This window comes from Streptomyces sp. NBC_01197 (genome assembly GCF_036010505.1).
GTDB lineage: Bacteria > Actinomycetota > Actinomycetes > Streptomycetales > Streptomycetaceae > Streptomyces.
Map to the genome: position 1 here is coordinate 4,610,971 of NZ_CP108569.1, position 23,151 is coordinate 4,634,121.

Below are 23,151 nucleotides of genomic sequence, written 5' to 3' on the forward strand. Positions count from 1 at the left end.
ACCGATCGAGGTGGCAGAGGGAGCCGGGCCGGAAGTCCTGAGGTACGCGGCCACCGGTGCCCGTCACCCACCGGTGTTCGCCAATCACCGGACGAGCCCGGTATACGCCCGTACGCTGAATCAGAGCCACCGGTGGGGGCCGGTGCGCGGGCGTGGGGGTTTCTATGGGTCATATGGGTCATATCCGTGTTCTCGTCGTCGACGACCACCGGATCTTCGCCGAGTCGCTCGCCGCGGCCCTCGCCGCCGAACCCGATGTGGAGGTCATCGCAGCGGGCAGCGGGCCGGCCGCGCTGCACTGCCTGGACCGGGCCGCGGCGGACGGGCGCCCATTCCACGTACTGCTCGTCGACGCCGATCTCGGCGTCGCCGCGGGGTGGGGCGCTCGCCCGGCTGCTGCCCCGGGCGTCGGGGAAAGCCCCCCGGCGGACGGCATCTCGCTGGCCGCCGCGGTGCGCGCGGCCCGGCCCGCGCTGCGCACCGTCGTACTCGCGGCGCGGGACGACCCGCGCCGGGCCGCGCAGGCCCTCGGGACCGGCGCGTCGGGGTGGGTCGCCAAGGACTGTTCGCTCCAGCGCCTGCTCGCGGTGGTCCGGGGCGTCCTGCGGGACGAGACGTATCTGCCGCCCGCTCTGCTCACCGGCGTCCTGCGGGAGCTGACCGCGGCCGACCGGAACCGTTCCGAGGGCGAGCTGCTGGTCGAGGCGCTGACGCCCAGGGAGCGCGAGGTGCTGCGGTGCATGGTCGCGGGCCTGGGGCGCAAGGCGGTGGCGGAGCGGCTCTTCCTCTCCCCGCACACCGTCCGTACGCATATGCAGAACGTGCTGGGGAAGCTCGGCGTGCACTCCACACTGGCCGCGGTCGCGCTGGCGAGACGCGCGGGGGTGGGCCCGGCCGACCTACCCGGGGATGTTGTCGAACGGGGCGGTCAACTGGCGTAGCAGGCTGGCCAGTTCACCCCGCTGGGTGCGCGAGAGCTCGGCGAGCAGGGCGCGCTCCTGGGCGAGCAGCCCGGCCAGCGCCTGGTCGGCCCGGTCGCGCCCCTCGTCGGTCAGCCGGACCAGCACCCCGCGCCGGTCGCTGGGGTCGGGCAGCCGCTCGACGAGTCCCTTGGTGGCGAGCCGGTCGATGCGGTTGGTCATGGTGCCCGACGTGACGAGGGTCTGGGTCAACAGCTGTCCCGGGGAGAGCTGGTACGGGTCGCCCGCGCGGCGCAGCGACGTCAGCACGTCGAACTCCCACGGCTCCAGATTGTGCTCAGAAAACGCGAGCCGACGGGCGCGGTCGAGATGGCGAGCCAGCCTGGACACCCGGCTCAGGACCTCAAGCGGTTCCACGTCGAGGTCAGGGCGCTCACGGCGCCACGCAGCCACCAGCCGGTCGACCTCATCCTCCATGTGGATCAGTGTAGAGGGTCTGTCGACGTGAAGTCTCTTGGTATCAACTATCTCGGCAACAACTCTCTCGATGACAACTATCTTGACATCAAGAGATTTTCCGGGGAATGCTGATCCCATGACCGCACCCACCTGGGATCCGCAGCAGTACCTGCGCCACGCGGACCATCGCACCCGCCCCTTCCTCGACCTCCTGGGCCGTGTCCCCGGCACCCCGGCCACCATCGCCGACCTCGGCTGCGGCGCCGGAAACGTCACCGCCCTGCTCGCCGACCGCTGGCCGAACGCCCGGATCACCGGCTTCGACAACTCCCCGCAGATGCTGGCGCAGGCCCAGCAGCACGCGGGCCCCCGCCTCGGCTTCGCCCACGCCGACGCCACCACGTGGACCCCCGACGTCCCGTACGACCTGCTCGTTTCCAACGCCTTGCTCCAGTGGGTCCCCGGCCACGCGGACCGCTTCCCCGACTGGCTTGACGCCCTCGCCCCCGGCGGCACCTTCGCCTTCCAGGTGCCCGGCAACTTCACCGCGCCCAGCCACACCATCCTCGCCGCACTGCGCGAATCCCCGCGCTGGAAGTCCCGGCTCTCCGGCGTCGGCGACCGCGCCGGAGCAGTCCTGGAGCCCACCGAATACCTCTCCCGCCTCACAGACCTCGGCTGCACCACGGACGTCTGGGAAACCACCTACCTCCAGCTCCTCAGCGGCGACGACCCGGTACTCGACTGGGTCAAGGGCACCGCCCTGCGCCCGGTCCTCACCGCACTCGCCGACGACGAGGAGGCGGCAGCCGCCTTCCTCACCGAATACCGCGACCTGCTCCGTGAGGCGTACCCGCGGGGCCCGCACGGCACGGTCTTCCCGTTCCGCCGCGTCTTCGCTGTCGCCCACAGGAGGAATTGATGATCTCCGCCGTCGACCACGTCCAGCTCGCCGCCCCGCCCGGCACGGAGGACGAACTCCGCGCGTACTACACAGGGGTGCTCGGCATGACGGAGATCCCCAAGCCCCCGGCGCTCGCCGCCCGGGGAGGCTGCTGGTTCCAGTCCGGCCCTGTCCAGCTGCACCTCGGCATGGAAGAGGGCCACCGCCCCTCGGAGAAGGCCCACCCGGCGCTGCGCGTCACCGGTATCGAGGCGTACGGGCAGCTGCTGGAATCCCGGGGCGCGAAGATCGTCTGGGATACCGACCTGCCGGGCCACCGCCGCTTCTACTCGTGGGACCCGGCGGGTAACCGGATCGAGTTCCTGGAGCGGGTGGCCTGACGGTCTTCTCCCTCCCCGCATGTCAGCCTTTCGGGTGATCACATCGCGTTCCGTGTCGCCGGGGTGCTGAGGTGCCCAGCTTGGCGGTGTCGCTTGTGCCGCAGTGGCGCCCGCGCCCACACTGATGGAGGAGGTGCTTCACGATGACCGCTCTCGCACACGAGGTTTCCCCGGCTGTGGACGACAACCCGGTCTCCGACCTGGACGAGGTCCTTTGGCAGGCGTGGAAAGCCATGGATCTCCCCGAGGGCTACCGGGCCGAGATCATCGAGGGGTCCATCGAGGTGTCACCTACTGGCCGCCGGCGTCATGCCGTGCTCATCAGCCGCATCCGTCGGGCGCTCGACGCTCATCTGACGGGCGAGGACTACGTACCTCACCAGGACGCCAACGTGATCCACCGCCGTAAGTCCTGGGTGCCCGACATCTTCATCGCCCCGGCTGACCTGGACGAGATCCCCGACGAGGACGGCCTCGGAGTCGACGCCGCCGGAGTGACAGCGGTCATCGAGGTGGTCTCGCCCGGCCGGCAGAACGAGCAGCGGGACCGGATCCGCAAGCGCCGCGAGTACGCTCGCGCGGGCATCCCGCTCTACATCATGGTGGACGACCACGACGGCGACGGCACGGTCGTCCTGCTGACCTCGCCCGACGCGAAGAAGGCCGTCTACACGGACGAGCACCGCGTCCCGTACGGCACGGACGCGGTGATCCAGGAGGGCCCGGCAAAGGGCTTCGCCATCGGCGAGGACATCACCAGGCCCTGACACCTTCCAGGAGTTGGTCAGAGCCTGGCGAGCGCGTCCGTCGTGATGTCGATGCCCAGGTCGTACGGGACGCCGAGCTTGAGCTGGTCGTGGTGGATACCGGTCAGCGCGTACGCCTTGGTCACCGGGTCGAGTTCGTACACCCTCACCACCGGATGCCTGCTCTCGCCGGTTATCTCCACCAGCCAGAAGTGCTCGATGCCGGCAGCCGCGTACTTGCGCGGCTTCGTGTCGCGGTCACGGGCCTCCGAGTCGGGGGAGACGACCTCGACGGCGAGCAGAACGTCCGCGGCCTCGAAGCTGGTCTGCTCCGGGCCGGTGACCGCACTGGCCCGGATGACGGAGATATCGGGCTCGGGACCGTTGCGGCGGTCCAGGACGACAGTCATCTCCCGACGGACCTTCAAGTGCCCGGGCACAGTACGCCGCAGGCCCGTCATAAGCAGGTCGATCATGGTGCTGTGAAAATCCCGCTGTGGACTCACGAAAACAAGGCTCCCGTCGAGCAGCTCGGTGTGCGGCGGGAGGCCGGGCAGCGTGAACAGGTCGTCCACGGTGTATCCGTCCTGGGGCGGCACGGGCCAGCGGAAGCTGTGCCCGGCGAGCGGCTCGGCGGTCATGGTTCCTCCCATAGGCGGGATTCTCTGCCTGTGCCACCACGTTAGCGGCCGGAAATCAGATAAGTCATCACAACGGGTGATCCACGGCCTGCGGAGCGCGGCCGGGGCCATCACCCCTTCCGGTGCCCTATCAGCCGCGGCTTCGGCTCCAGGCCGTCCAGGCCGTGCCACGCCAGGTTCACCAGATGCGCCGCCACCTCCGCCTTCGGCGGCTTGCGGACGTCCAGCCACCACTGGCCCGTCAGCGCCACCATGCCGACCAGCGCCTGCGCGTACAGCGGCGCCAGCTTCGGGTCGAAGCCCCGGGCCTTGAACTCCATCCCCAGGATGTCCTCCACCTGGGTGGCGATATCGCTGATCAGCGACGCGAACGTACCCGTCGACTGCGCCACCGGCGAGTCCCGCACCAGGATGCGGAAACCGTCCGTGTACTCCTCGATGTAGTCGAGCAGCGCGAAAGCCGCCTGCTCGCACAGCTCACGCGGATGGCCGGCCGTCAGCGAACCCGTCACCAGATCCAGCAGCTGACGCATCTCCCGGTCGACCACCACCGCGTACAGGCCCTCCTTGCCGCCGAAGTGCTCGTACACCACCGGCTTGGAGACCCCGGCCTTCGCCGCGATCTCCTCCACCGACGTGCCCTCGAACCCCTTCTCGGCGAAGAGGGTGCGGCCGATGTCCAGCAGCTGCTCGCGGCGTTCCTTCCCGGTCATACGGACCCGGCGCGCACGCCGGGCCGCCGGCGGGCGGCTCCTGCTACCGCTGGTACTGCTGCCTTCGATCGCCACGTCTGCCATCATGCCGTCTCTGTGAGCTCGCTCTTGCGCCGTGCGTCGATCCGCGAAGCTGACGGCCAGCGCACCTCGGTCGCCCAGCCCAGCTGCTCGCACCAGCGGATCAGACGCGCGCTGGAATCCAGCTGGCCCCGCAGGACACCGTGCCGGGCGGACGTCGGGTCCGCGTGGTGCAGGTTGTGCCAGGACTCCCCGCAGGACAGGATCGCCAGCCACCACACATTGCCCGAGCGGTCACGCGACTTGAACGGCCGCCTGCCCACCGCGTGGCAGATCGAGTTGATCGACCAGGTCACGTGGTGGAGCAGCGCCACCCGGACCAGCGAACCCCAGAAGAACGCCGTGAAAGCGCCCCACCACGACATCGTCACCAGACCGCCCACCAGCGGCGGAATCGCCAGCGACACAACCGTCCAGTAGATGAAGTTCCGCGAGATCCAGCGGATCACCGGGTCCTTGACCAGATCCGGGGCGTACTTGTGCTGCGGAGTCTGCTCCTCGTCGAACATCCAGGCCATGTGCGCCCACCACAACCCCTTGAGCAGGGCCGGAAAGGTCTCGCCGTACCGCCACGGAGAGTGCGGGTCACCCTCCGCGTCCGAGAACTTGTGATGCTTGCGGTGATCGGCCACCCAGCGCACCAGCGGCCCCTCGACCGCCAGCGAACCCATCATGGCCAGCACGATCCGCAGCGGACGCTTCGCCTTGAACGAACCATGCGTGAAATACCGGTGGAATCCGATCGTGATGCCGTGGCAACCGACGTAGTACATCACCACGAGCAGACCCAGATCCAGCCAGCTCACACCGCCCCAGCTCCAGGCCAGCGGCACCGCCGCGACCAGAGCGAGAAACGGCACGATGATGAAGAGCAGCAGACCGAACTGCTCGACGGAACCCTTACTGTCCCCGCCCAGTGTGGCGCGCGGGATTACGGGACCGGTCGGGGTCTGGGCGTCATCGATCAAATCGGGACCAATGGTCATAAGGGACGTCCCCCGTGGGGTGAGGAATGCGGCTGATGCCCGGCTACGGTTCCGTAACCTACGGCCTCGTAAGTATGTCAGCGAGCAGCCTCGCGGCAAGAGGGCCGTGGACGCCCCGGCGAGCCGGACAACCGGACACCTATCCTGTGTGCGTGTCGTCGGACAGCGCGGTCCGTTCTGTGACTTCTGGGAATGACACCCAGACCCCTTTGCCAGTCGTGCCAACACTGCAAGGAGCCGCACCTGTGAGCAGTGCCGACCTGACCCCCACCCCGACCGCCAGCCCCGAGCTGCGCGCCGATATCCGCCGCCTCGGTGATCTGCTGGGCGAGACCCTCGTACGCCAGGAGGGCCCCGAACTCCTCGAACTGGTCGAGCGCGTCCGCGCCCTCACCCGCGAGGACGGCGAAGCAGCAGCCGCGCTGCTCGGAGACACCGGCCTGGAGACCGCAGCCAAGCTGGTGCGCGCCTTCTCCACCTACTTCCACCTGGCGAACGTCACCGAGCAGGTCCACCGCGGCCGCGAGATGCGCGCCGTACGGGCCGCCGAAGGCGGGCTCCTCGCCCGCACCGCGGACCGGCTCAAGGACGCAGACCCCGACCACCTGCGCGCGACCGTACGCAACCTCAACGTACGGCCCGTCTTCACCGCGCACCCCACCGAAGCCGCACGGCGCTCCGTACTCAACAAGCTGCGCCGCATCGCCGAGCTCCTGGAAACCCCCGTCATCGAGGCCGACCGGCGCCGCCACGACCTGCGGCTCGCCGAAAGCATCGACCTCATCTGGCAGACCGACGAACTGCGCGTCGTACGGCCCGAACCCGCGGACGAAGCGCGCAACGCGATCTACTACCTTGACGAACTGCACGCCGGGGCCGTCGGCGACGTCCTGGAGGACCTCGCAGCCGAACTGGAGCGCGTCGGCGTCGAACTGCCCGCCGGCACCCGCCCCCTCAGCTTCGGCACCTGGATCGGCGGCGACCGCGACGGCAACCCCAACGTCACCCCCGCCGTCACCTGGGACGTGCTGATCCTCCAGCACGAACACGGCATCACCGACGCCATCGAGCTCATCGACTACCTCCGCGGCCTGCTCTCCAACTCCATCCGCTACACCGGCGCCACCCAGGAACTCCTGGACTCCCTCCAGCTCGACCTGGAACGCCTCCCCGAGATCAGCCCCCGCTACAAGCGCCTCAACTCCGAGGAGCCCTACCGGCTCAAGGCCACCTGCATCCGGCAGAAGCTCGTCAACACCCGCGAACGCCTCGCCAAGGGCACCCCGCACCGCACCGGCCGCGACTACCTCGGCACCTCCGAACTCCTCAGCGACCTCACTCTCATCCAGGCCTCGCTCCGCGACCACCGCGGCGGACTCTTCGCCGACGGCCGGATGGACCGCACCATCCGCACCCTCGCCGCGTTCGGCCTCCAGCTCGCCACCATGGACGTACGCGAACACGCCGACGCCCACCACCACGCCCTCGGCCAGCTCTTCGACCGGCTCGGCGAAGAGTCCTGGCGCTACGCCGACATGCCCCGCGAATACCGCCAGAAGCTCCTCGCCAAGGAGCTCAGGTCCCGGCGCCCACTCGCCCCCAGCCCCGCCCCGCTCGACGCGGCAGGCGAGAAGACACTCGGCGTCTTCCACACCATCAAGCAGGCCTTCGAACGCTTCGGCCCCGAAGTCATCGAGTCCTACATCATCTCGATGTGCCAGGGCGCAGACGACGTCTTCGCCGCCGCCGTACTCGCCCGCGAAGCCGGACTCCTCGACCTGCACGGCGGCTGGGCCAAGATCGGCATCGTGCCGCTCCTGGAAACCACCGACGAACTGCGCGCAGCCGACGTCATCCTCGACGAAATGCTCGCCGACCCCTCCTACCGGCGCCTCGTCTCCCTGCGCGGCGACGTCCAGGAGGTCATGCTCGGCTACTCCGACTCCTCCAAGTTCGGCGGCATCACCACCAGCCAGTGGGAGATCCACCGCGCCCAGCGACGACTGCGCGACGTCGCCCACCGCTACGGCGTACGGCTGCGGCTCTTCCACGGCCGCGGCGGCACCGTCGGCCGCGGCGGCGGCCCCTCGCACGACGCGATCCTCGCCCAGCCCTGGGGCACCCTCGAAGGCGAGATCAAGGTCACCGAACAGGGCGAGGTCATCTCCGACAAGTACCTCGTCCCCGCGCTCGCCCGCGAGAACCTGGAACTCACCGTCGCCGCGACACTGCAGGCCTCCGCACTGCACACCGCGCCCCGCCAGTCCGATGAAGCACTCGCCCGCTGGGACGCGGCCATGGAAGTCGTCTCCGACGCCGCCCACACCGCCTACCGCAAGCTCGTCGAAGACCCCGACCTGCCGACCTACTTCCTCGCCTCCACGCCGGTCGACCAGCTCGCCGACCTGCACCTGGGCTCACGGCCCTCCCGCCGGCCCGGCTCGGGCGTCTCGCTCGACGGACTGCGCGCCATCCCCTGGGTCTTCGGCTGGACCCAATCCCGCCAGATCGTCCCCGGCTGGTTCGGCGTCGGCTCCGGCCTCAAGGCCCTGCGCGAGGCAGGCCCCGGCACCGTGATCGACGAGATGCACGAGCAGTGGCACTTCTTCCGCAACTTCCTCTCCAACGTCGAGATGACGCTCGCCAAGACCGACCTGCGGATCGCCGGCCACTACGTCGACACCCTCGTACCGGACGAGCTCAAGCACATCTTCGACACCATCCGCGCCGAACACGAACTCACCGTCCAAGAGGTGCTCCGCATCACCGGCGGCCAGAAGCTGCTCGACACCAACCCGGCGCTCCAGCAGACCTTCTCCATCCGGGACGCCTACCTCGACCCGATCTCGTACCTCCAGGTCTCCCTGCTCGCCCGCCAGCGGGCAGCGGCCGAACGCGGCGAGGAGGCGGACCCGACACTCGCACGGGCACTGCTGCTCACCGTCAACGGAGTCGCGGCGGGCCTGCGCAACACAGGGTGACCTCCGACCGGGGACCGGGGACCGGGGCCCGGGCGCGCGTCGCCCCGGGCCCCCGGTCGCCGGGGAACGCTCACAGCGGCCACGCACACCGGGGAACTGCTCACAGCGCCACGAACGCCGCCACCAGCAGCCCCGCACCCGCCGTCCCCACCGCCCACGCCGTACGCGTCATCCGCAGCCCGCCCCCGATCACCAGCGCCGCCAGCAACAGCGCACCGCCCAGCGGCACCCACGCGTGCAGCGCCCCCGCCCAGCCCGTCCTGATCGCCTCGTCGCTCCCCGGACGGACCACCACCGGCAGCCGCTCACCCTTCTCCGCAGCCGTCGACTTGTCGATGACAAGACCACTGTGCGCAGCCGAACCGGCCGACGGCACAAACGGCCCCGAGCACGTATCGCCCGTACACGAGGCGACCGTCAGAGTCCCGTGATCACGGCCCTTCGCCAGAATCACATGCTGCGCCGTACCCCACGACGACCAGAAACCGGCCACCAGGATCAGCACCGCGACACAGCCCATGGCTGCCCGGCGTGCGTACAGCAGGACGCCACCACTCCGCTTCATGGGGCGCGATCCTTGGCCATGGGACCACGCCAGGTCAACCCATCGGGAGCCGGACCAGGAGCCGCACCGGCCACAGCGTCAGGAGTTGTACGTGGTCTGCGCCCGGTCGAGGCCCTCGATGATCAGCGCTTCCACCGCGTCCGCCGCCCGCTCCACGAAGTACCCCAGCTCCTTGCGCTCCGCCGACGAGAAGTCCTTCAGCACGAAATCCGCGACCTGCATCCGGCCCGGCGGACGGCCGATACCGAACCGGACCCGGTGGTAGTCCGGACCCAGCGACTTGGTCATCGACTTCAGACCGTTGTGGCCGTTGTCCCCGCCACCCAGCTTCAGCCGCAGCGTCCCGTACTCGATGTCCAGCTCGTCATGGACGGCCACGATGTTCGCCGTCCCCACCTTGTAGAAATCGCGCAACGCCGTGACCGGGCCACCGGAAAGATTCATGTACGACATCGGCTTGGCCAGCACCACCCGCCGGTTGTCCCCCAGTGCCTTAAGGGCCTGGGAGGTGCCCCCAGGACCCGGCGGACCCAGCCGGCCCTCCACGACCTGGGCGCGGGCCTTGTGCGCCTTGAACCGGCCCCCCACCCGCTCGGCGAGCAGATCGGCCACCATGAAACCCACGTTGTGGCGGTTGGCCGCGTAGTCGGGGCCTGGATTGCCGAGGCCCACGACGAGCCAGGGAGCGGTCGGGTCGGGCGTCGTCATCTGCACGTCTCCCTCTGCACGTGTCCGGCCACCTGTTGAGCCGGCAGGCCGGCGAAGCCGGTGAACAGCCAGCCGCCGCCCGCGCCTTGCGGCACGGACGGCGGTTTCAAGCACACTCCGGGAACTCAGGGCAGCAGACCCCGGACCGCCGGAACAAGCCGGCGGAAATCAGCGCGAGGCTCAGGCCTCGGCGCCCTCGGCCGCCTCAGCGGTCTCCGCGGCCGGCTCCTCGGCCTGCGCGGACACGACCTGGATGACCACGGCGTCCTCGTCGGTCGCAAGGGTCGTGCCGGAGGGCAGCGGAACATCCTTGGCCAGGATCGAGTCGCCCGCGTCCATGCCCGCGACCGAGACGGTGACCGACTCGGGGATGTGAGTGGCCTCGGCCTCGACGGTCAGGGTGTTCAGCACGTACTCCAGCAGGTTGGCGCCCGGCGCCAGATCGCCCTCGGCGTGCACCGAGACCTCGACCGTCACCTTCTCGCCCAGCTTGACCGCGAGCAGGTCGACGTGGGTCAGGTTGCGCTTGATGGCGTCACGCTGGATCGCCTTGGGGATGACCAGCTCGGTGCGGCCCTCGATGTCCAGACGGAGCAGCGCGTTCGCGGTCTTGAGCGCCATCATCAGCTCGTGGCCCGGAAGGGTGATGTGCACGGTGTCGGCACCGTGGCCGTAGATGACCGCGGGAACCTTGTTCTCACGACGGATCTGGCGGGCAGCGCCCTTGCCGAACTCGGTACGGACTTCAGCGGTGAGCTTGACCTCAGCCATGTGGCACTCCTCGGAGGTGACGAAAAAGGATGGGTCACCCGGCCACGTATCGCGGCCTGCTACGAAGAGCGCGTCGATAACGGAGTCCCGTACCAATAAGTACGGCCTCCCTCGCCGAGCAACTCCGTGAGTCTACCCGGCGGGGAGGCCGTCCCAGAAATCGATCTTTCAGACCGCTGTCACGCCTGCTCCTCGAAGAGGCTGGTGACCGAGCCGTCCTCGAAGACCTCGCGCACCGCGCGGGCGATCGTCGGCGCCATCGAGAGCACCGTGATCTTGTCGAGCTCCAGATTGTCCGGGTCCGGCAGCGTGTTCGTGAAGACGAACTCACTCACCTTGGAGTTCTTCAGACGGTCCGCGGCGGGACCGGACAGCACACCGTGCGTCGCCGTCACGATGACGTCCTCGGCACCGTTCGCGAACAGCGCGTCCGCGGCGGCGCAGATCGTGCCACCCGTGTCGATCATGTCGTCGACCAGGACGCACACGCGGCCCTTCACCTCACCCACGACCTCGTGCACGGTGACCTGGTTGGCGACGTCCTTGTCGCGGCGCTTGTGCACGATGGCCAGCGGCGCGCCGAGGCGGTCGCACCAGCGGTCGGCGACCCGCACCCGGCCGGCGTCAGGCGAGACGATGGTCAGCTTCGAACGGTCCACCTTGGCACCCACGTAGTCCGCGAGTATCGGCAGCGCGAACAGGTGGTCCACCGGGCCGTCGAAGAAGCCCTGGATCTGGTCGGTGTGCAGATCGACCGTGAGGATACGGTCCGCACCCGCGGTCTTCATCAGGTCCGCGATCAGCCGGGCCGAGATCGGCTCACGGCCACGGTGCTTCTTGTCCTGCCGCGCGTAACCGTAGAACGGCACGATCACGGTGATGCTCCTGGCCGAGGCCCGCTTCAGAGCGTCGATCATGATCAGCTGCTCCATGATCCACTGGTTGATGGGAGCCGTGTGGCTCTGCATCAGGAAGCAGTCCGCGCCGCGGGCCGACTCCTGGAAGCGGACGTAGATCTCGCCGTTCGCGAAGTCGAAAGCCTTAGTCGGCACCAGGTCGACCCCCAGCTGGGACGCGACCTCCTCGGCCAGCTCGGGGTGGGCGCGGCCGGAGAAGAGCATCAGCTTCTTCTCGCCGGTCGTCTTGATCCCGGTCACAGCACAGTCTCCTCAGACGTGTTGATCGCTGCTGGGCGAGCCAGCCGGCGGTATGTACGGGGGCGTATCCCGGAGTCCCGGCCCATGAGCCGAGCATGCGTCTATCACGGTACGCGCAGATGAACGCACGTGTTTCCGGTCAGCTTTCGGCACCGGGCTCCTCAGAGGCGGCCTGAGCGGCCCGCGCGGCGGCACTTCCCGGCCGCTTCCTGGCCACCCAACCTTCGATATTCCTTTGCTGGCCCCGGGCGACGGCCAGTGCACCGGCCGGCACGTTCTTCGTGATCACGGAGCCGGCAGCGGTGTAGACACCGTCCCCGACCGTGATGGGAGCCACAAACATGTTGTCCGAACCGGTCCGGCAGTGCGACCCGATCGTTGTGTGGTGTTTGTCCTGTCCGTCATAGTTCACGAAGACACTCGCGGCACCGATGTTGCTGAACTCACCGATCGTCGCGTCACCGACATACGACAGATGCGGCACCTTCGAACCCTCACCGATGGTGGCGTTCTTCGTCTCCACATACGTCCCGATCTTGCCCCGCGTACCGAGCCGCGTACCCGGCCGCAGATAGGCGTACGGACCCACCGTCGCGTGCTCACCGACCTCCGCACCGTCCGCCACCGTGTTGTCCACCCTCGCGTACGCACCCACCACGGTGTCGTTCAACCGCGAGTTGGGGCCGACCTCCGCACCCTCGGACAGATGCGTCGTACCCAGCAGCTGCGTACCGGGATGGATCACCGAATCCGGCTCGAAAGTCACCGACACATCGACGAACACCGACGCCGGATCGATCACACTCACCCCGGCCAGCATCGCCCGCTCAAGCAACCGGGCATTCAACAGGGCGCGCGCCTGCGCCAGCTGCACCCGGTTGTTGATCCCGACGATCTCCCGGTGGTCACCGGCGACCGACGCCCCGACCCGGTGACCGGCCGTCCGCAGAATGCCGAGCACATCGGTCAGATACTCCTCGCCCTGGCTGTTGTCGGTGCGCACCTTGCCCAGCGCCTCCGCCAGCAGCCGCCCGTCGAAGGCGAACACCCCCGAGTTGATCTCCCGGATCGCCAACTCCGCCTCGGAAGCGTCCTTGTGCTCGACGATCGAGATCACCGCACCGGTGGCGTGATCGCGCACGATTCGCCCGTACCCGGTCGCGTCGGGAACCTCGGCGGTCAGCACGGTGACCGCGTTGCCGTCGGCGGTGTGCGTGGCGGTGAGCGCCGCCAGGGTCGCCCCGGTGAGCAGCGGGGTGTCGCCACAGACGACGAGAACCGTTCCTTCGGGAGCCGCGCCCAGCTCTTCGAGGGCGGTACGGACGGCGTGCCCGGTGCCGTTCTGTTCGACCTGCACAGCGGTCCGTACGTCCGCGTCGGACTCGGCGAGATGCGCCTGGACCTTCTCGCGCTCGTGCCCGACGACCACGACGAGCTGCTCGGGCTCCAGCTCACGGGAGGCGGCGACGACATGACCGACGAGCGAGCGCCCGCTGACCTCGTGCAGGACCTTTGGCGTGGCCGACTTCATCCGGGTGCCCGCACCGGCCGCGAGAACGACGACGGCGGCGGCGGTGGCCGAGGGAGCCTCTCCCCCTGTATGCGCGGAACCGAGACCTTGGGGGGGAGTGGCGCTCACGTTGGTGCCCTTCGGGTGCGGGTGGGTGGATACCCGCAGAATACCGGGGGGCCGGGGGGTGGAAATGGGGGCGGGGCCTGACCAAGTAGGTCAGGCCCCGCGCTGTGCTGCTCCCCCACCAGGATTTGAACCTGGACATACGAGACCAAAACTCGCAGTGCTGCCTGATTACACCATGGGGGATGAAATCAAGCTAAACCGGACATAAGGTCAGGCCGCTTGATCGGCACCCAATACTATGCCGTACCAAGTACCTTCCATGCGACGGTACAGCTCGGCGCTTTTGGTGACGTAGACGACCAGGCAGCCTCGGTACGTCTCAGCTGTGTTCTTCCGTGTCGTTTTCGGGTTGTGCTTCTTTAGGGTCGCTTTCTTGAAGACGGAGACATCCATGCCTACCAGGTCGGCCCAGAACCTCTCGGCCTCGGCGACGTCCGCCGATTCGTGGATGCTGACCCGGAAGTGCATCCGGTCGCGGGGTACTTCGAGGAGTTCGAGCCAGTGGAGGTGCAGCTTGATCACGTTGGGGTCGCTGTTGATGAACTGGAGGACTTCGCTCCGCCGGTACGGTTTGTCCTTTGCGCCTTCGGCCCAATAGAGCGCGACCCCGGCGATGAGTAGCTCCCGATCGGAGAGTCGGCCGATCGCGTCTGAAGCGGAGCGCTTGGTCTCTTGACGTTCCTGATCCTGTGTGGCGCGCAGTTGGGCTAGGCCCGCGTTCATGCGGGCGTGGCGCTCTTCGTCCGTGTAGCGAGGTGCGGGCTTCGGCAGGTCCCGAACCCACAGTGAAATCGAACTCTTCGAGCACCCCAGCTCCAGCTGTATCTGGTCGTAGGTCATCCCCTGGAGCCTCAGTTCCCGCGCCTTCGCCCGTACGTCGTCCTTGGCGTTGGGGCGCTTCGTCCATTCCGGGGCGGGCTCGCCCCTGACGAGGCGCTGCAGGATGTCGTTGTTGAAAATCTTCAGGCGATCCCGGATCTGGCGGAGGCTGAGCCCCTCCCGGCGCAGGGCGATCGCCTGTTCGCGCAGTTCCTCGAAGTCGGAGTACTTGCTGTTCTTGTTGCGGATATCGGTCACAGGGACAGCTTCGTCCGGAATGCGGACGTCCGGTTCGAAAGTCTGCTCGATTCACTGGATCGAGTGATCCGGGTGTATTGCGCGTAACCTCCCACATCGGAATTCGTGGGGCAGGGGTGCGCCCGCCCGTACGCTGGTGGCCATGACCGCAACGGGGGCGTACGACGCCACGGCCACGGGGCTGACCACCCGGGGCTGGTGGTGGTGGGAACGGCGGCGCAGTGCCGTGCTGGATGTGGGGCTGGGTGTCGTCTCGGCTCTTGAGTGTGCGTTGGAGGGTGTTGATTTCTCCGGGCAGGCCGGGCTTCCCGTGCCGTTCGGGGTGGTGTTCGGGCTGTTGGCCGGATTCGTACTGGTGCTGCGGCGGCGGTGGCCGATCGGTGTGGTGCTGGTGTCGGTCGCCACCACGCCCGCCCAGATGGGTTTCCTGATGGGCATCGTCGGGCTCTACACGCTGGCCGCGTCCGATGTGCCGCGCCGGCTGACCGGTGCGCTGACGGTGATGGCGACGCTCGGCACGCTCATCGTGACGTTCGTGCGGCTGCGGCACGGTGTGGGGGCCGAGGACGGGAGTCCGGGGCCGCTGTTCGTCGTGCTCGGGTCCGTCTTCATGTCGCTGGGGCTGACGGCCCCGCCCGTGCTGCTCGGGCTGTACACGGGGGCGCGCCGCCGGCTGATGGAGAGTCTGCGGGAGCGGGCGGACAGTCTGGAGCGTGAGCTGTCGCTGCTGGCGGACCGTGCCGAGGAGCGGGCCGAGTGGGCGCGGACCGAGGAGCGGACGCGGATCGCGCGGGAGATGCACGATGTGGTCGCGCACCGGGTGAGTCTGATGGTGGTGCACGCTGCGGCTCTGCAGGCGGTGGCGTTGAAGGATCCGGCGAAGGCGTCGAAGAACGCGGCGCTGGTGGGGGACATGGGGCGGCAGGCGCTGACCGAGTTGCGGGAGATGCTCGGGGTGCTGCGCTCGGGTGAGCCGGTGCGGGCTCCGGCGGCGGTGCCGCTGGCGGCGGTCGGGGTGGCGGCTGCGGCGGCTGCTGCGGCGGCGGTGGAGGACGGGCCGTGTCTGGATGCGCTGGATGTGCTGGTGGGGCAGTCGCGGGCGGCGGGGATGGTGGTGGAGCTGCTGGTGGAGGGCGAGGCCGGGGCGTATGACGCGCTGGTGGAGCAGACGGCGTACCGGGTGGTCCAGGAGGCGCTGACGAATGTGCACAAGCATGCTGCCGGGGCGAAGACCCGGGTGCGGCTGGCGCATCGGGGGGCCGAGGTGGCTCTGCAGGTCGAGAACGGTCCTTCGGACGCGGGTGCGGCCGATGCCGGGTTGCCCAGTGGGGGGAACGGGCTGCTGGGGATGCGGGAGCGGGTGACCGCGCTGGGCGGGGTCTTCGTGTCGGGGCCGACGGAGGCCGGGGGGTTCCGGGTGTCGGCGGTGTTGCCGGAGCGGCGGCCGGCCGAACGGGCCTGATGGGTGGCTTCTTTCCTCGGTCCCGGTGTTTTTTCTATCCCGAGCCCAGTCTGACTGCCTGGAGTCCGGTGATGAGGGCGATGAGGCCTTGGTCGATGTCGTGGCCGAGGTACCAGTCGCCGGTGTGGTCGATGCTGTAGACGCGGCCTTCGGAGTCGATGGCGAGCAGCGCCCGTCCGTCTCCTTCGTCGCCGAGCGGGGCGATCTCGGTGTCGAGTGCGCGGCCCAGGTCGGCGAGGGTGCGGGCGAGGTGGAGGCCGCTGAGCGGGTCGATCAGGACCGGGGCGGGGGCTGTCTGGCGGCCGGGTGCGGGGCCGGTGATGCGCAGTCCGCCGAATTCGGCCCAGGCCTCGACGGCTGCGGGGAAGACCGCGTGCTGGTGGCCGGCGGGTGAGACGTGGGCGCGCAGGGTGTCGGCCCACTGTTCGGCGCCCCGGATGTCCCAGCGGCCGGGCAGCCAGCCGGCTTCGCGCAGCGTGGTGTCCACGGTGTCGGGGAAGCGGGTGCTGGTGGCGGCGGGTGCGTCCGGCGCGTCCTGCGGGTGCGGCGGCATCGGCGGTGGTTCAGCCCTTCTCGGTGGTCGGGTCGACTGCGCGTACGCCGAAGTGGGCGAGCATCGCCGTACAGGAGCGGCAGGGGGGTGCGTAGCTGCCGTGGAGGGGGTCGCCGTCCTCGCGGATGTGGCGGGCGGTGATTCTGGCGTGTTTGAGGGTGCGGCGGGCCTCGCCGTTGGTGAGGGGCTTGCGGGAGGCTCGTTTGGAGCGGTTGCCTTCTACGGCGGTGAGGTGGCGGGAGAGCAGGATCGCTTCGGGGCAGCGTCCGGTGAAGCGTTCGCGCTGGCCGCTGGTGAGGGTGGTGAGGAAGTCGTGGACCAGCGGGTGGAGTGTGGGTGGCTGGTCGGCCTTGCCCGCGGTGGAGGTGAGGGTGTCGGCGCCGCGGACGGAGAGTGCGGCGGCGACTGTGGGGAGGATGCCGTCTCTGCGGTGGCGGAGTTCGGGCGGGCGGGTTTCGGTGCTGCTCCAGCGCAGGCGTGGGTCGCCGGCGGGCCCGGTGTGCGGTGACGGCGCTCCGGTCTGCGGTGACGTTGCTGTCTGTGGCGTGTGCGGTGTCTGTGCGGTGTGCATGGTCGTGCTGCCCCTCCCACCCCCGCGGCGGCTGCCGCTGGTGTCGCGCCCCCGTGTTGCGGGGTCAGCCTGCCAAATGGGGCGCCGGATGGGGAAGCTGGGGCCTGTGATCGGGGTGGTGTGTCGGCTGCGGGTCACTCGAACGTGACCGTCCGTTACGTCGGTGGACGGGGGCCGGACTGTGCGGTGACGGGGCGGAACCGCCTCTTGCACCACCGCATAGGCTGTCCGTTCCACGCCATTCGCAGCAGGGGGCAACCGCCATGACGACAGGTCGGCTCGGGCAGCAAGCCGCGCCACCGAACGCGGCCTATGCCGGGCAGCTCGTGAGCTTCCCGGACCCGGTCCGGGCCGCGCGCCACCCGCGCGGGGTGCGGGTGGACGGGAACGGTTTTCCGGATTTCTCGCCGTACGCGCGCGCGGCGGCGGAGATCGCGGAGCCTCCGGAGGGGTTCGGCGTCGACGAGTTGAGGCTGACCGACTATGTGTCGGCCAATGCCGCGCTGGCGGCTTCGGGGCACGAGTTGTGGGACACGATCCCGGCTGTTGCCACGCCGCACGGCTGGACCTGGCACCACGTGCCCGGTGCGCGGCGGCTGGAACTCGTACCGGTCGAGGTGAAGGCGCTGTTGCGGCATCACGGCGGGCTCGCGACGGCGGCCGTCGACCAGAACAAGCGGGGTACGCGTCCGTTGCAGGACACCCGGCCGGTCCATTTCGGGCTGCCCAGGGGTGCGGTGGCGGTGGGCGAGCAGCTGGTTCTGGGTGCCGAGGAGGATCTGGGGTACCGGCTGCCCGCCGCGTACCGGTCGTTCCTGAAGGCTGCGGGTGGCTGCGCGCCGGTCGGTACCGCGCTGGACGCGGAGTTGGGCCTGCTGGTGGACCAGCCGTTCTTCACGGTGCGCGACGAGGCTGCTGTCAATGACCTGGTGTACGTGAACAAGTGTCTGCGGGACCATCTGACGAAGGATTACCTGGGCGTGGGTTTCGTCCAGGGCGGGATCGTCGCGGTGAAGGTGAAGGGCGGCGGTGTCGGCACGGTCTGGTTCTGTGCGTACGACGATGCCCGCGACCAGGACGCGTGGCCGCCGGCGGAGCGGGTGGAGCGGTTGCTGTTGCCGTGCGGTGAGGATTTCGACGCGTTCCTGGAGCGGCTCGCGGGGAATCCACCGGAGCTGGAGACAGTGGCGAACCTGATGGTGGACGGCGGCTTCGCGCAGGCCGTCCCGGTCTCGGCCGAGGGGTGAAGAGCCGATGGTGACCTTTGCGCAGGCGCAGGAGCGCGCGGAAGAGTGGGTTAACGGGGACGTTCCCGCGTATCAGCACCGTGAGGTGCGGGTACGGGAGTTCGAGCTCGGGTTCGTGGTGTGGGCGGAGGACCGCGCGGAGGGACCTTCGGGTGGTGGCGGCCGTCAGCGGCTGGTGATCGCGCGGGACGGCGGTGAGGCGACGCTGTGGCCCGGGCTGCCGGTCGGCGAGGTGGTGCGGCGGTACGAGGAGGAGTACGGGGCGGCGGGCGATGCGCCCGCGGCGCCGGAGCCGCCGCAGCGGATCGATCTGAATCAGACGTCGTTCCTGCTGACTCCGCCGGAGTGGCTGCAGGACGCGGCGGACAAGCTGGGCATCCCTGACCGGCGGTCGGAGTCCGGTGCTGGTGCTGGGTCCGGTTCGGGTGTGGGTGCGGGGGCGCCTGTTGCGGGCGGTAGCTGGGGGGCGCCGGGGGGCCGCGAGCCCACGGCCGATGAGGGCGTTCCCGCGGACCGGACCCCCTGGGCCGGGACCGACACCAATGCGGCGCCGGGTGGCCAGGACGGTTCGGTTCCGCTGCCCGCGACCGTGTTCGCGCCGCCGCTTGCCGGTTCGGACGACGAGGAGGCCCCGCCGCCCGGTGTGGCGCCCGAGGCCAAGACGACGCTGATGTCCGGTGGCAGCGGGCTGCCGAGGACGACCATCGCGCCCGCGCTGGACGGGTCCCAGCAGCCGCAGCCGCCGCATCAGCCGTCGACGGGGGGCCAGCAGCCGCCGTCGCAACGGCAGCCGATGGGAGGTCAGCCGGGGCAGTCGTTGCCGCAGCCCCCGGCGCAGACGCTGCCGCCGGCCGCCGGTCAGGTTCCGGGCCAGGGTGCCGGTGTGGGTCCCGGTCCTGGCCCCGCTGCCGGTCCCGGTGACATCGCCGACGCCGCGACCAGTAAGGCCACGGCGCCCCCACGGTCGGCGCGCGGCAGTGGTGTGACCACTCCGCCCCCGCCTGGCGCCCCGGGCACCCCGGGTGCGCGGCCCGATGCGGCTCCGCCGCTGCCGCCGGGTGTTCCGGCCGCTGGTTACGTACCTACGCAGCTGGTCTCGCAGCTCGGACCCGAAGGCCCGCAGCCGCCAGGACCGCCCGGCGCCCCGAGCGCGCCGCAGGCTCCCGGTCAGCAGCCGCCCGGTCGGCCCGGCGTGCCGCCAGGGCCGCCGACGCCTCCGCCGCCCGGCGGAAGTGCCGGTGGGAGCACCGGTGGCGATGTGCACCACGCGGCGACGATGCTGGCCGGACCGAGTCTGGGCGGCCAGGGCAGTCTGGGTGGCCCGGGCGGTTCCAGGCCTGCCGGTCCGCCCGGTGCGCCGCAGCCGCCGGGTCCGCCCGGTGTGCCCGGCGCCGGTGTGCCGCAGCCGCCAGGTCCGCCGGGCCGGCCCGGCCAGGCCGGCCCGCAGGCGCCTCCGCCGCCCGGTGGGAGCGTCGGCGGGGGTGTGCACCAGGCGGCCACCATGCTGGCCGGTCCCGGGGGCACGCCGCCGCCCGGCCGGATGGCGCCTCCCGGTCCGGTGCAGCCGCCCGGTCACGTGCCGCCGCCGCAGGGTGCTTCGTACGGGTATCCGCAGCAGCCCCCCGGCGGGCTGCCGACGGTGGGCCCTGGCTACCAGGCGGTGCTGCGCTACCGCGCGCAGGACGGCTCCGAGCAGCAGCTCATCCGCCGCTCCGCGCCCGGCACCCCGCACCCCGAGTGGCAGATGCTGCACGAGCTGCGGGCCATGAACGTGCCGCCGCAGCAGGTCATCGAGCTGCACACGGAGCTGGAGTCGTGCGAGCTGCCCGGTGGGTACTGCGCGCGGATGATCCGGGAGACCTGGCCGCAGGTCCGGATCACCAGCGTTGCCCCGTACGGCAGTGATCACGCCGGCCGCCAGCAGGGGATGCAGCATCTGCTGACCCATCAGGGCGAGTTGCACCAGGTCGCGGACGGACCGGCGCGGCCGGCGCCGGTGCGTGCTCCGCTGCCGGCGGTGCAGTCGGCGCCGCCGATCCCGCCGCAGGGTGTCGCGCACGAACTGGCGCAGGCCTTCGGACCGCAGGCCGTCTTCCGTTTCGATCAGCGGGCGGTGTCCCGTCAGGGTGTGCCGGACGTCGTGGCGCAGACACTGGTGTGGGCGGGGCTGCCGGTCGATTTCGGCCCGTTCTTCTGGGCGCAGGCGGTGCCGGGCCAGCCCGTTCCGACGCTGGCCGAGCTGGCCGCGCAGCGCCAGGTGCAGCCCGCGTCCGACGCGGGGTCGTATCTGGTGATGGGCTCCGACTTCGGGCGGGCGATCTGTGTGCAGTACGGCACGGCGAACATCGTGGCGGTGCCGGTGGAGGCGGGTCCTGGCGGCCGGCCGGTGGCGCCGCAGTTCGTGAACTCCGGGCTGCCCGAGTTCGTACGGTCGCTGGCGCTGCTGGGCCGGATGTGGCGGCTGCGCTTCGGCCTCACTCCGGAGCAGGCCGGCCGGTGGACGGTCGACTTCCAGGCGCAGTTGCTGATGCTGGATCCGGCGGCGCTCGGTTCGCCGGAGAGCTGGTGGTCGGTCCTGCTGGAGCAGATGTGGGACGGGCTGCTCTGACGTAGTCCCTGGCACGGCCCCTGCCGGGCCGTACGAGGCGCCCGACCGCGAGCCGCGGCCGGGCGCCTCTGCTGTATGCGCGTACGTGAGGGGCGCCGGGGTCGGGGCGCGCGCGTAGGCCGGCCGTGTCTGTACGTGAGGTCCGTCCCTGAGCCGGGTACGAGGGACCGAAATCAGCCGTCCCGGACGGCGGTGCCGACTTCCCGAGCCGGGTGACGCATCCTGGGTGGATGGGATGGGCGGAGTGTCGCGGTATGGGCATTTCGCGATGATCTACGAAGATGTGCGCCGGGACGCGTGGGCGGCCCGTCGCACATCGTGTTCGAAGAGGGGCTTTGAAGGATGAGTTCAGCAGCGGTGTCACCTCATGGCTTCACGGGCGTCCGGGGGCGTGGGTACCGGCCCGAGCAGGTCGACCGGTTCGTCGCGGAACTCTCGGAGGACCGCGACGGGGCCTGGGAGCGCGCGGCTCGGCTGACCGTCCTCACGAAGGAGATGGAGGCGACGTCCGCCGCGCTCGCCGAGCAGGTCGCCGCACTCGCACCGCAGACGTACGAGACGTTGGGGGAGCGGGCCCGGACGCTGATCACGCTGGTCACCGAGGAGGCTGCCGGGCTGCACAGTGAGGCGCTGGCGGCGGCCCAGCGGCTCCATGACGAGGCGGGCGCGGCGGAACGGGGGCTGCGGGACGCGGCGCGGGCAGACGCGGACGCGGCGCTGGCGGCGGCCGAGACGCATGCCCAGCGAGTGCTGGCCGCCGCGCAGGGTACGTCCGACGAGCTGCGGATCGGTTCGCGCAAGGACGCGAAGCAGTGGCGTGGTGAGGCGTTGGGTGTGCTGCGGGAGATGCGGGAGCGCACCTCGGCTGCGCTGGCGGAGCTGGAGAAGGAGCACGGCGAGCGCGCCGAAGCGGCTCAGCGTGAACTGGCCGCGAGGGAGGCCGACTTCGATGCGCGTCACGCGGATCTGATCGCCCGCGCCGAGGCCCGTCTGGCGGAGGCGCAGCGGGCGCTGTCGGTGACGGAGGAGACGGCGCGGCACGGCCAGGCGGAGGCGGAGGCGCAGGCGGCACAGCTGGTCTCGCACGCCCGGGCCCGCGCGGAGCGTACGGAGCGCGAGACGGAGCGGGTGCTTCGCGAGAACGGCGAGGCGCAGGACGAGCTGCGGGCGCACATGTCCCATGTGAGGAACAGCCTGGCCTCCCTGACGGGAAGGGCCCCGGCGACAGAGGGCAGCTGACCGACGGCCATGCCCCCGGCCCCGGTGGTCCCTGCCCCCGCGGCGGGAGGGGGCAGGGACCGCCGGGGCCGGTCAGGGGCGGGTGAAGAGTTCGTCGGCCGAGCCGGCCGTCCAGGCCCCGTCCAGCCGGTCGGCGAGCGTGGCGAGGTCCGTGCACGCGGTGACACGGGCCGTGCCGCGGGGGAGACGGCGACACCGCGCCGCTCCAGCACCATCACCGCCGCCCCGGCCTGCGCTTCCGCGCGGCCTTCCTCGCGGACCTTCTTCGCGTCCTTCTTCGCGTCCTTCCTCGCGGACCTGGTGGGCGGCCTCGGACTGGAAGAAGTAACTCAGGGTGGTCATCAGGTCTCTCCGGATCTGTCATATGAAGGCCATGCCTCAGGCGTGTGCCAGTGTGCTTTTCATGGCTCTTCCTCGCCTCAATGGGTGCTGTCCACCCGCGAGTTGACAGCAGCAGCCCGCGGACGCGTTCCCCGTACACCCTTTCCGGCCGGGTGGAGGTCGCCCCTTGCGTCTCCAGCGGCGTCCGGGTCCAGCGTCCCCTGAGAGGCGGCGCTCCCCGGGGTGGAAACCCCCTAGGGACCGACCCCTACTAACGGCCCGGGCGTGTTCGTCCGGCCGGAGGAGGTGGTGGGCCGGGCCGGTCCTTAGCGTTTGTCTATGGCCGCCCGCAGCGGTGGGGGTGGGGAAAACCCCAGGGCGGATGCGGCTACGCGCACCAGTGTGCTGCGCGCTCCGGATCG

Annotated in this window: 22 protein-coding genes; 9 read left to right on the plus strand and 13 right to left on the minus strand. The window is 70.2% G+C overall.

Annotated features, from left to right (window positions below; all coding sequences use genetic code 11):
- The first annotated feature begins 173 nt into the window (after window positions 1-173).
- Window positions 174-941, plus strand: a complete 768-nt coding sequence (locus tag OG452_RS21170; protein ID WP_327297161.1) for a response regulator transcription factor — start codon at window positions 174-176, stop codon at window positions 939-941.
- Here OG452_RS21170 and tamR read toward each other — a convergent pair.
- A complete protein-coding gene (tamR, locus tag OG452_RS21175) occupies window positions 900-1,397 on the minus strand; it encodes a MarR family transcriptional regulator TamR (RefSeq protein WP_327297162.1) in 498 nt (165 codons plus the stop codon). The genes OG452_RS21170 and tamR overlap by 42 nt on opposite strands.
- A gap of 118 nt (window positions 1,398-1,515) precedes the next feature.
- Between tamR and OG452_RS21180 the strand changes: the two genes are divergently transcribed.
- From OG452_RS21180 to OG452_RS21190, 3 genes are all read left to right on the plus strand, one after another.
- Complete coding sequence (locus OG452_RS21180; RefSeq protein WP_327297163.1) at window positions 1,516-2,301, plus strand: trans-aconitate 2-methyltransferase; 786 nt, start codon at window positions 1,516-1,518, stop codon at window positions 2,299-2,301.
- Window positions 2,301-2,663 carry a VOC family protein gene (locus OG452_RS21185; protein WP_327297164.1) on the plus strand — a complete coding sequence of 121 codons (363 nt, stop codon included), beginning with the start codon at window positions 2,301-2,303 and terminating at the stop codon, window positions 2,661-2,663. Before OG452_RS21180 ends, OG452_RS21185 begins: the two co-directional genes overlap by 1 nt.
- A gap of 143 nt (window positions 2,664-2,806) precedes the next feature.
- Complete coding sequence (locus OG452_RS21190) at window positions 2,807-3,430, plus strand: Uma2 family endonuclease (protein ID WP_327297165.1); 624 nt, start codon at window positions 2,807-2,809, stop codon at window positions 3,428-3,430.
- 17 nt (window positions 3,431-3,447) lie between these two features.
- On the opposite strand, the gene OG452_RS21195 is transcribed toward OG452_RS21190, so the two are convergent.
- From OG452_RS21195 to OG452_RS21205, 3 genes are all read right to left on the minus strand, one after another.
- The gene (locus OG452_RS21195; protein WP_327297166.1) at window positions 3,448-4,050 is read right to left on the minus strand and encodes a Uma2 family endonuclease; all 603 of its coding nucleotides are present in this window, start codon (window positions 4,048-4,050) and stop codon (window positions 3,448-3,450) included.
- 110 nt (window positions 4,051-4,160) lie between these two features.
- A complete protein-coding gene (locus OG452_RS21200; RefSeq protein WP_327297167.1) occupies window positions 4,161-4,850 on the minus strand; it encodes a TetR/AcrR family transcriptional regulator in 690 nt (229 codons plus the stop codon).
- Window positions 4,847-5,830 (minus strand): acyl-CoA desaturase, encoded by a 984-nt coding sequence (locus OG452_RS21205; protein ID WP_327297168.1) that lies wholly within the window; start codon window positions 5,828-5,830, stop codon window positions 4,847-4,849. Before OG452_RS21205 ends, OG452_RS21200 begins: the two co-directional genes overlap by 4 nt.
- A 245-nt stretch (window positions 5,831-6,075) precedes the next feature.
- Here OG452_RS21205 and ppc point away from each other — a divergent pair, with 245 nt between their 5' ends.
- Window positions 6,076-8,811: a phosphoenolpyruvate carboxylase gene (gene ppc / locus OG452_RS21210; RefSeq protein WP_327297169.1), complete on the plus strand. Its 2,736-nt coding sequence runs from the start codon at window positions 6,076-6,078 to the stop codon at window positions 8,809-8,811.
- A 100-nt stretch (window positions 8,812-8,911) separates the two neighbouring features.
- On the opposite strand, the gene OG452_RS21215 is transcribed toward ppc, so the two are convergent.
- From OG452_RS21215 to OG452_RS21240, 6 genes are all read right to left on the minus strand, one after another.
- A complete protein-coding gene (locus OG452_RS21215; protein WP_327297170.1) occupies window positions 8,912-9,376 on the minus strand; it encodes a hypothetical protein in 465 nt (154 codons plus the stop codon).
- A 78-nt stretch (window positions 9,377-9,454) separates the two neighbouring features.
- Window positions 9,455-10,084, minus strand: coding sequence for an aminoacyl-tRNA hydrolase (pth, locus tag OG452_RS21220; protein ID WP_327297171.1), 630 nt, complete (start codon window positions 10,082-10,084; stop codon window positions 9,455-9,457).
- A gap of 180 nt (window positions 10,085-10,264) precedes the next feature.
- Complete coding sequence (locus OG452_RS21225; protein WP_327297172.1) at window positions 10,265-10,855, minus strand: 50S ribosomal protein L25/general stress protein Ctc; 591 nt, start codon at window positions 10,853-10,855, stop codon at window positions 10,265-10,267.
- A gap of 179 nt (window positions 10,856-11,034) precedes the next feature.
- Window positions 11,035-12,012, minus strand: a complete 978-nt coding sequence (locus OG452_RS21230) for a ribose-phosphate diphosphokinase (protein WP_164266846.1) — start codon at window positions 12,010-12,012, stop codon at window positions 11,035-11,037.
- 139 nt (window positions 12,013-12,151) lie between these two features.
- The gene (gene glmU, locus OG452_RS21235) at window positions 12,152-13,651 is read right to left on the minus strand and encodes a bifunctional UDP-N-acetylglucosamine diphosphorylase/glucosamine-1-phosphate N-acetyltransferase GlmU (protein WP_327297173.1); all 1,500 of its coding nucleotides are present in this window, start codon (window positions 13,649-13,651) and stop codon (window positions 12,152-12,154) included.
- Window positions 13,652-13,861: 210 nt separating this feature from the next.
- Window positions 13,862-14,728: a hypothetical protein gene (locus OG452_RS21240; RefSeq protein ID WP_405561453.1), complete on the minus strand. Its 867-nt coding sequence runs from the start codon at window positions 14,726-14,728 to the stop codon at window positions 13,862-13,864.
- Window positions 14,729-14,870: 142 nt separating this feature from the next.
- Between OG452_RS21240 and OG452_RS21245 the strand changes: the two genes are divergently transcribed.
- Window positions 14,871-16,190 carry a sensor histidine kinase gene (locus OG452_RS21245; protein ID WP_327297174.1) on the plus strand — a complete coding sequence of 440 codons (1,320 nt, stop codon included), beginning with the start codon at window positions 14,871-14,873 and terminating at the stop codon, window positions 16,188-16,190.
- Window positions 16,191-16,224: 34 nt separating this feature from the next.
- On the opposite strand, the gene OG452_RS21250 is transcribed toward OG452_RS21245, so the two are convergent.
- Window positions 16,225-16,743, minus strand: coding sequence for an SUKH-3 domain-containing protein (locus OG452_RS21250; RefSeq protein WP_327297175.1), 519 nt, complete (start codon window positions 16,741-16,743; stop codon window positions 16,225-16,227).
- Window positions 16,744-16,753: 10 nt separating this feature from the next.
- Window positions 16,754-17,314 carry a YwqJ-related putative deaminase gene (locus tag OG452_RS21255; protein ID WP_327297176.1) on the minus strand — a complete coding sequence of 187 codons (561 nt, stop codon included), beginning with the start codon at window positions 17,312-17,314 and terminating at the stop codon, window positions 16,754-16,756.
- Between the two features lie 263 nt (window positions 17,315-17,577).
- Between OG452_RS21255 and OG452_RS21260 the strand changes: the two genes are divergently transcribed.
- The 3 genes from OG452_RS21260 to OG452_RS21270 all read left to right on the plus strand — a co-directional run bounded on the left by OG452_RS21260 (window position 17,578) and on the right by OG452_RS21270 (window position 22,408).
- On the plus strand, window positions 17,578-18,561 hold the full coding sequence (locus OG452_RS21260) for an SMI1/KNR4 family protein (RefSeq protein ID WP_327297177.1): 984 nt from the start codon (window positions 17,578-17,580) through the stop codon (window positions 18,559-18,561).
- Between the two features lie 7 nt (window positions 18,562-18,568).
- Complete coding sequence (locus OG452_RS21265; RefSeq protein ID WP_327297178.1) at window positions 18,569-21,169, plus strand: SUKH-4 family immunity protein; 2,601 nt, start codon at window positions 18,569-18,571, stop codon at window positions 21,167-21,169.
- Window positions 21,170-21,511: 342 nt separating this feature from the next.
- Complete coding sequence (locus OG452_RS21270; RefSeq protein ID WP_327297179.1) at window positions 21,512-22,408, plus strand: cellulose-binding protein; 897 nt, start codon at window positions 21,512-21,514, stop codon at window positions 22,406-22,408.
- A gap of 72 nt (window positions 22,409-22,480) precedes the next feature.
- On the opposite strand, the gene OG452_RS21275 is transcribed toward OG452_RS21270, so the two are convergent.
- Complete coding sequence (locus OG452_RS21275; RefSeq protein ID WP_327297180.1) at window positions 22,481-22,750, minus strand: hypothetical protein; 270 nt, start codon at window positions 22,748-22,750, stop codon at window positions 22,481-22,483.
- Between the last annotated feature and the right edge of the window lie 401 nt (window positions 22,751-23,151).

Excerpts from the sequence above, each read along its gene's own strand:
- OG452_RS21200 (WP_327297167.1), bottom strand. The coding sequence starts at position 4,850 with ATGATGGCAGACGTGGCGATCGAAGGCAGCAGTACCAGCGGTAGCAGG.
- pth (WP_327297171.1), bottom strand. The coding sequence starts at position 10,084 with ATGACGACGCCCGACCCGACCGCTCCCTGGCTCGTCGTGGGCCTCGGC.
- OG452_RS21205 (WP_327297168.1), bottom strand. The coding sequence starts at position 5,830 with ATGACCATTGGTCCCGATTTGATCGATGACGCCCAGACCCCGACCGGT.
- OG452_RS21270 (WP_327297179.1), top strand. The coding sequence starts at position 21,512 with ATGAGTTCAGCAGCGGTGTCACCTCATGGCTTCACGGGCGTCCGGGGG.
- OG452_RS21225 (WP_327297172.1), bottom strand. The coding sequence starts at position 10,855 with ATGGCTGAGGTCAAGCTCACCGCTGAAGTCCGTACCGAGTTCGGCAAG.
- OG452_RS21250 (WP_327297175.1), bottom strand. The coding sequence starts at position 16,743 with ATGCCGCCGCACCCGCAGGACGCGCCGGACGCACCCGCCGCCACCAGC.
- OG452_RS21275 (WP_327297180.1), bottom strand. The coding sequence starts at position 22,750 with ATGACCACCCTGAGTTACTTCTTCCAGTCCGAGGCCGCCCACCAGGTC.
- OG452_RS21260 (WP_327297177.1), top strand. The coding sequence starts at position 17,578 with ATGACGACAGGTCGGCTCGGGCAGCAAGCCGCGCCACCGAACGCGGCC.
- OG452_RS21265 (WP_327297178.1), top strand. The coding sequence starts at position 18,569 with ATGGTGACCTTTGCGCAGGCGCAGGAGCGCGCGGAAGAGTGGGTTAAC.
- tamR (WP_327297162.1), bottom strand. The coding sequence starts at position 1,397 with ATGGAGGATGAGGTCGACCGGCTGGTGGCTGCGTGGCGCCGTGAGCGC.
- OG452_RS21245 (WP_327297174.1), top strand. The coding sequence starts at position 14,871 with ATGACCGCAACGGGGGCGTACGACGCCACGGCCACGGGGCTGACCACC.
- OG452_RS21180 (WP_327297163.1), top strand. The coding sequence starts at position 1,516 with ATGACCGCACCCACCTGGGATCCGCAGCAGTACCTGCGCCACGCGGAC.
- OG452_RS21190 (WP_327297165.1), top strand. The coding sequence starts at position 2,807 with ATGACCGCTCTCGCACACGAGGTTTCCCCGGCTGTGGACGACAACCCG.
- OG452_RS21195 (WP_327297166.1), bottom strand. The coding sequence starts at position 4,050 with ATGACCGCCGAGCCGCTCGCCGGGCACAGCTTCCGCTGGCCCGTGCCG.
- OG452_RS21185 (WP_327297164.1), top strand. The coding sequence starts at position 2,301 with ATGATCTCCGCCGTCGACCACGTCCAGCTCGCCGCCCCGCCCGGCACG.
- OG452_RS21255 (WP_327297176.1), bottom strand. The coding sequence starts at position 17,314 with ATGCACACCGCACAGACACCGCACACGCCACAGACAGCAACGTCACCG.
- OG452_RS21215 (WP_327297170.1), bottom strand. The coding sequence starts at position 9,376 with ATGAAGCGGAGTGGTGGCGTCCTGCTGTACGCACGCCGGGCAGCCATG.
- OG452_RS21170 (WP_327297161.1), top strand. The coding sequence starts at position 174 with ATGGGTCATATCCGTGTTCTCGTCGTCGACGACCACCGGATCTTCGCC.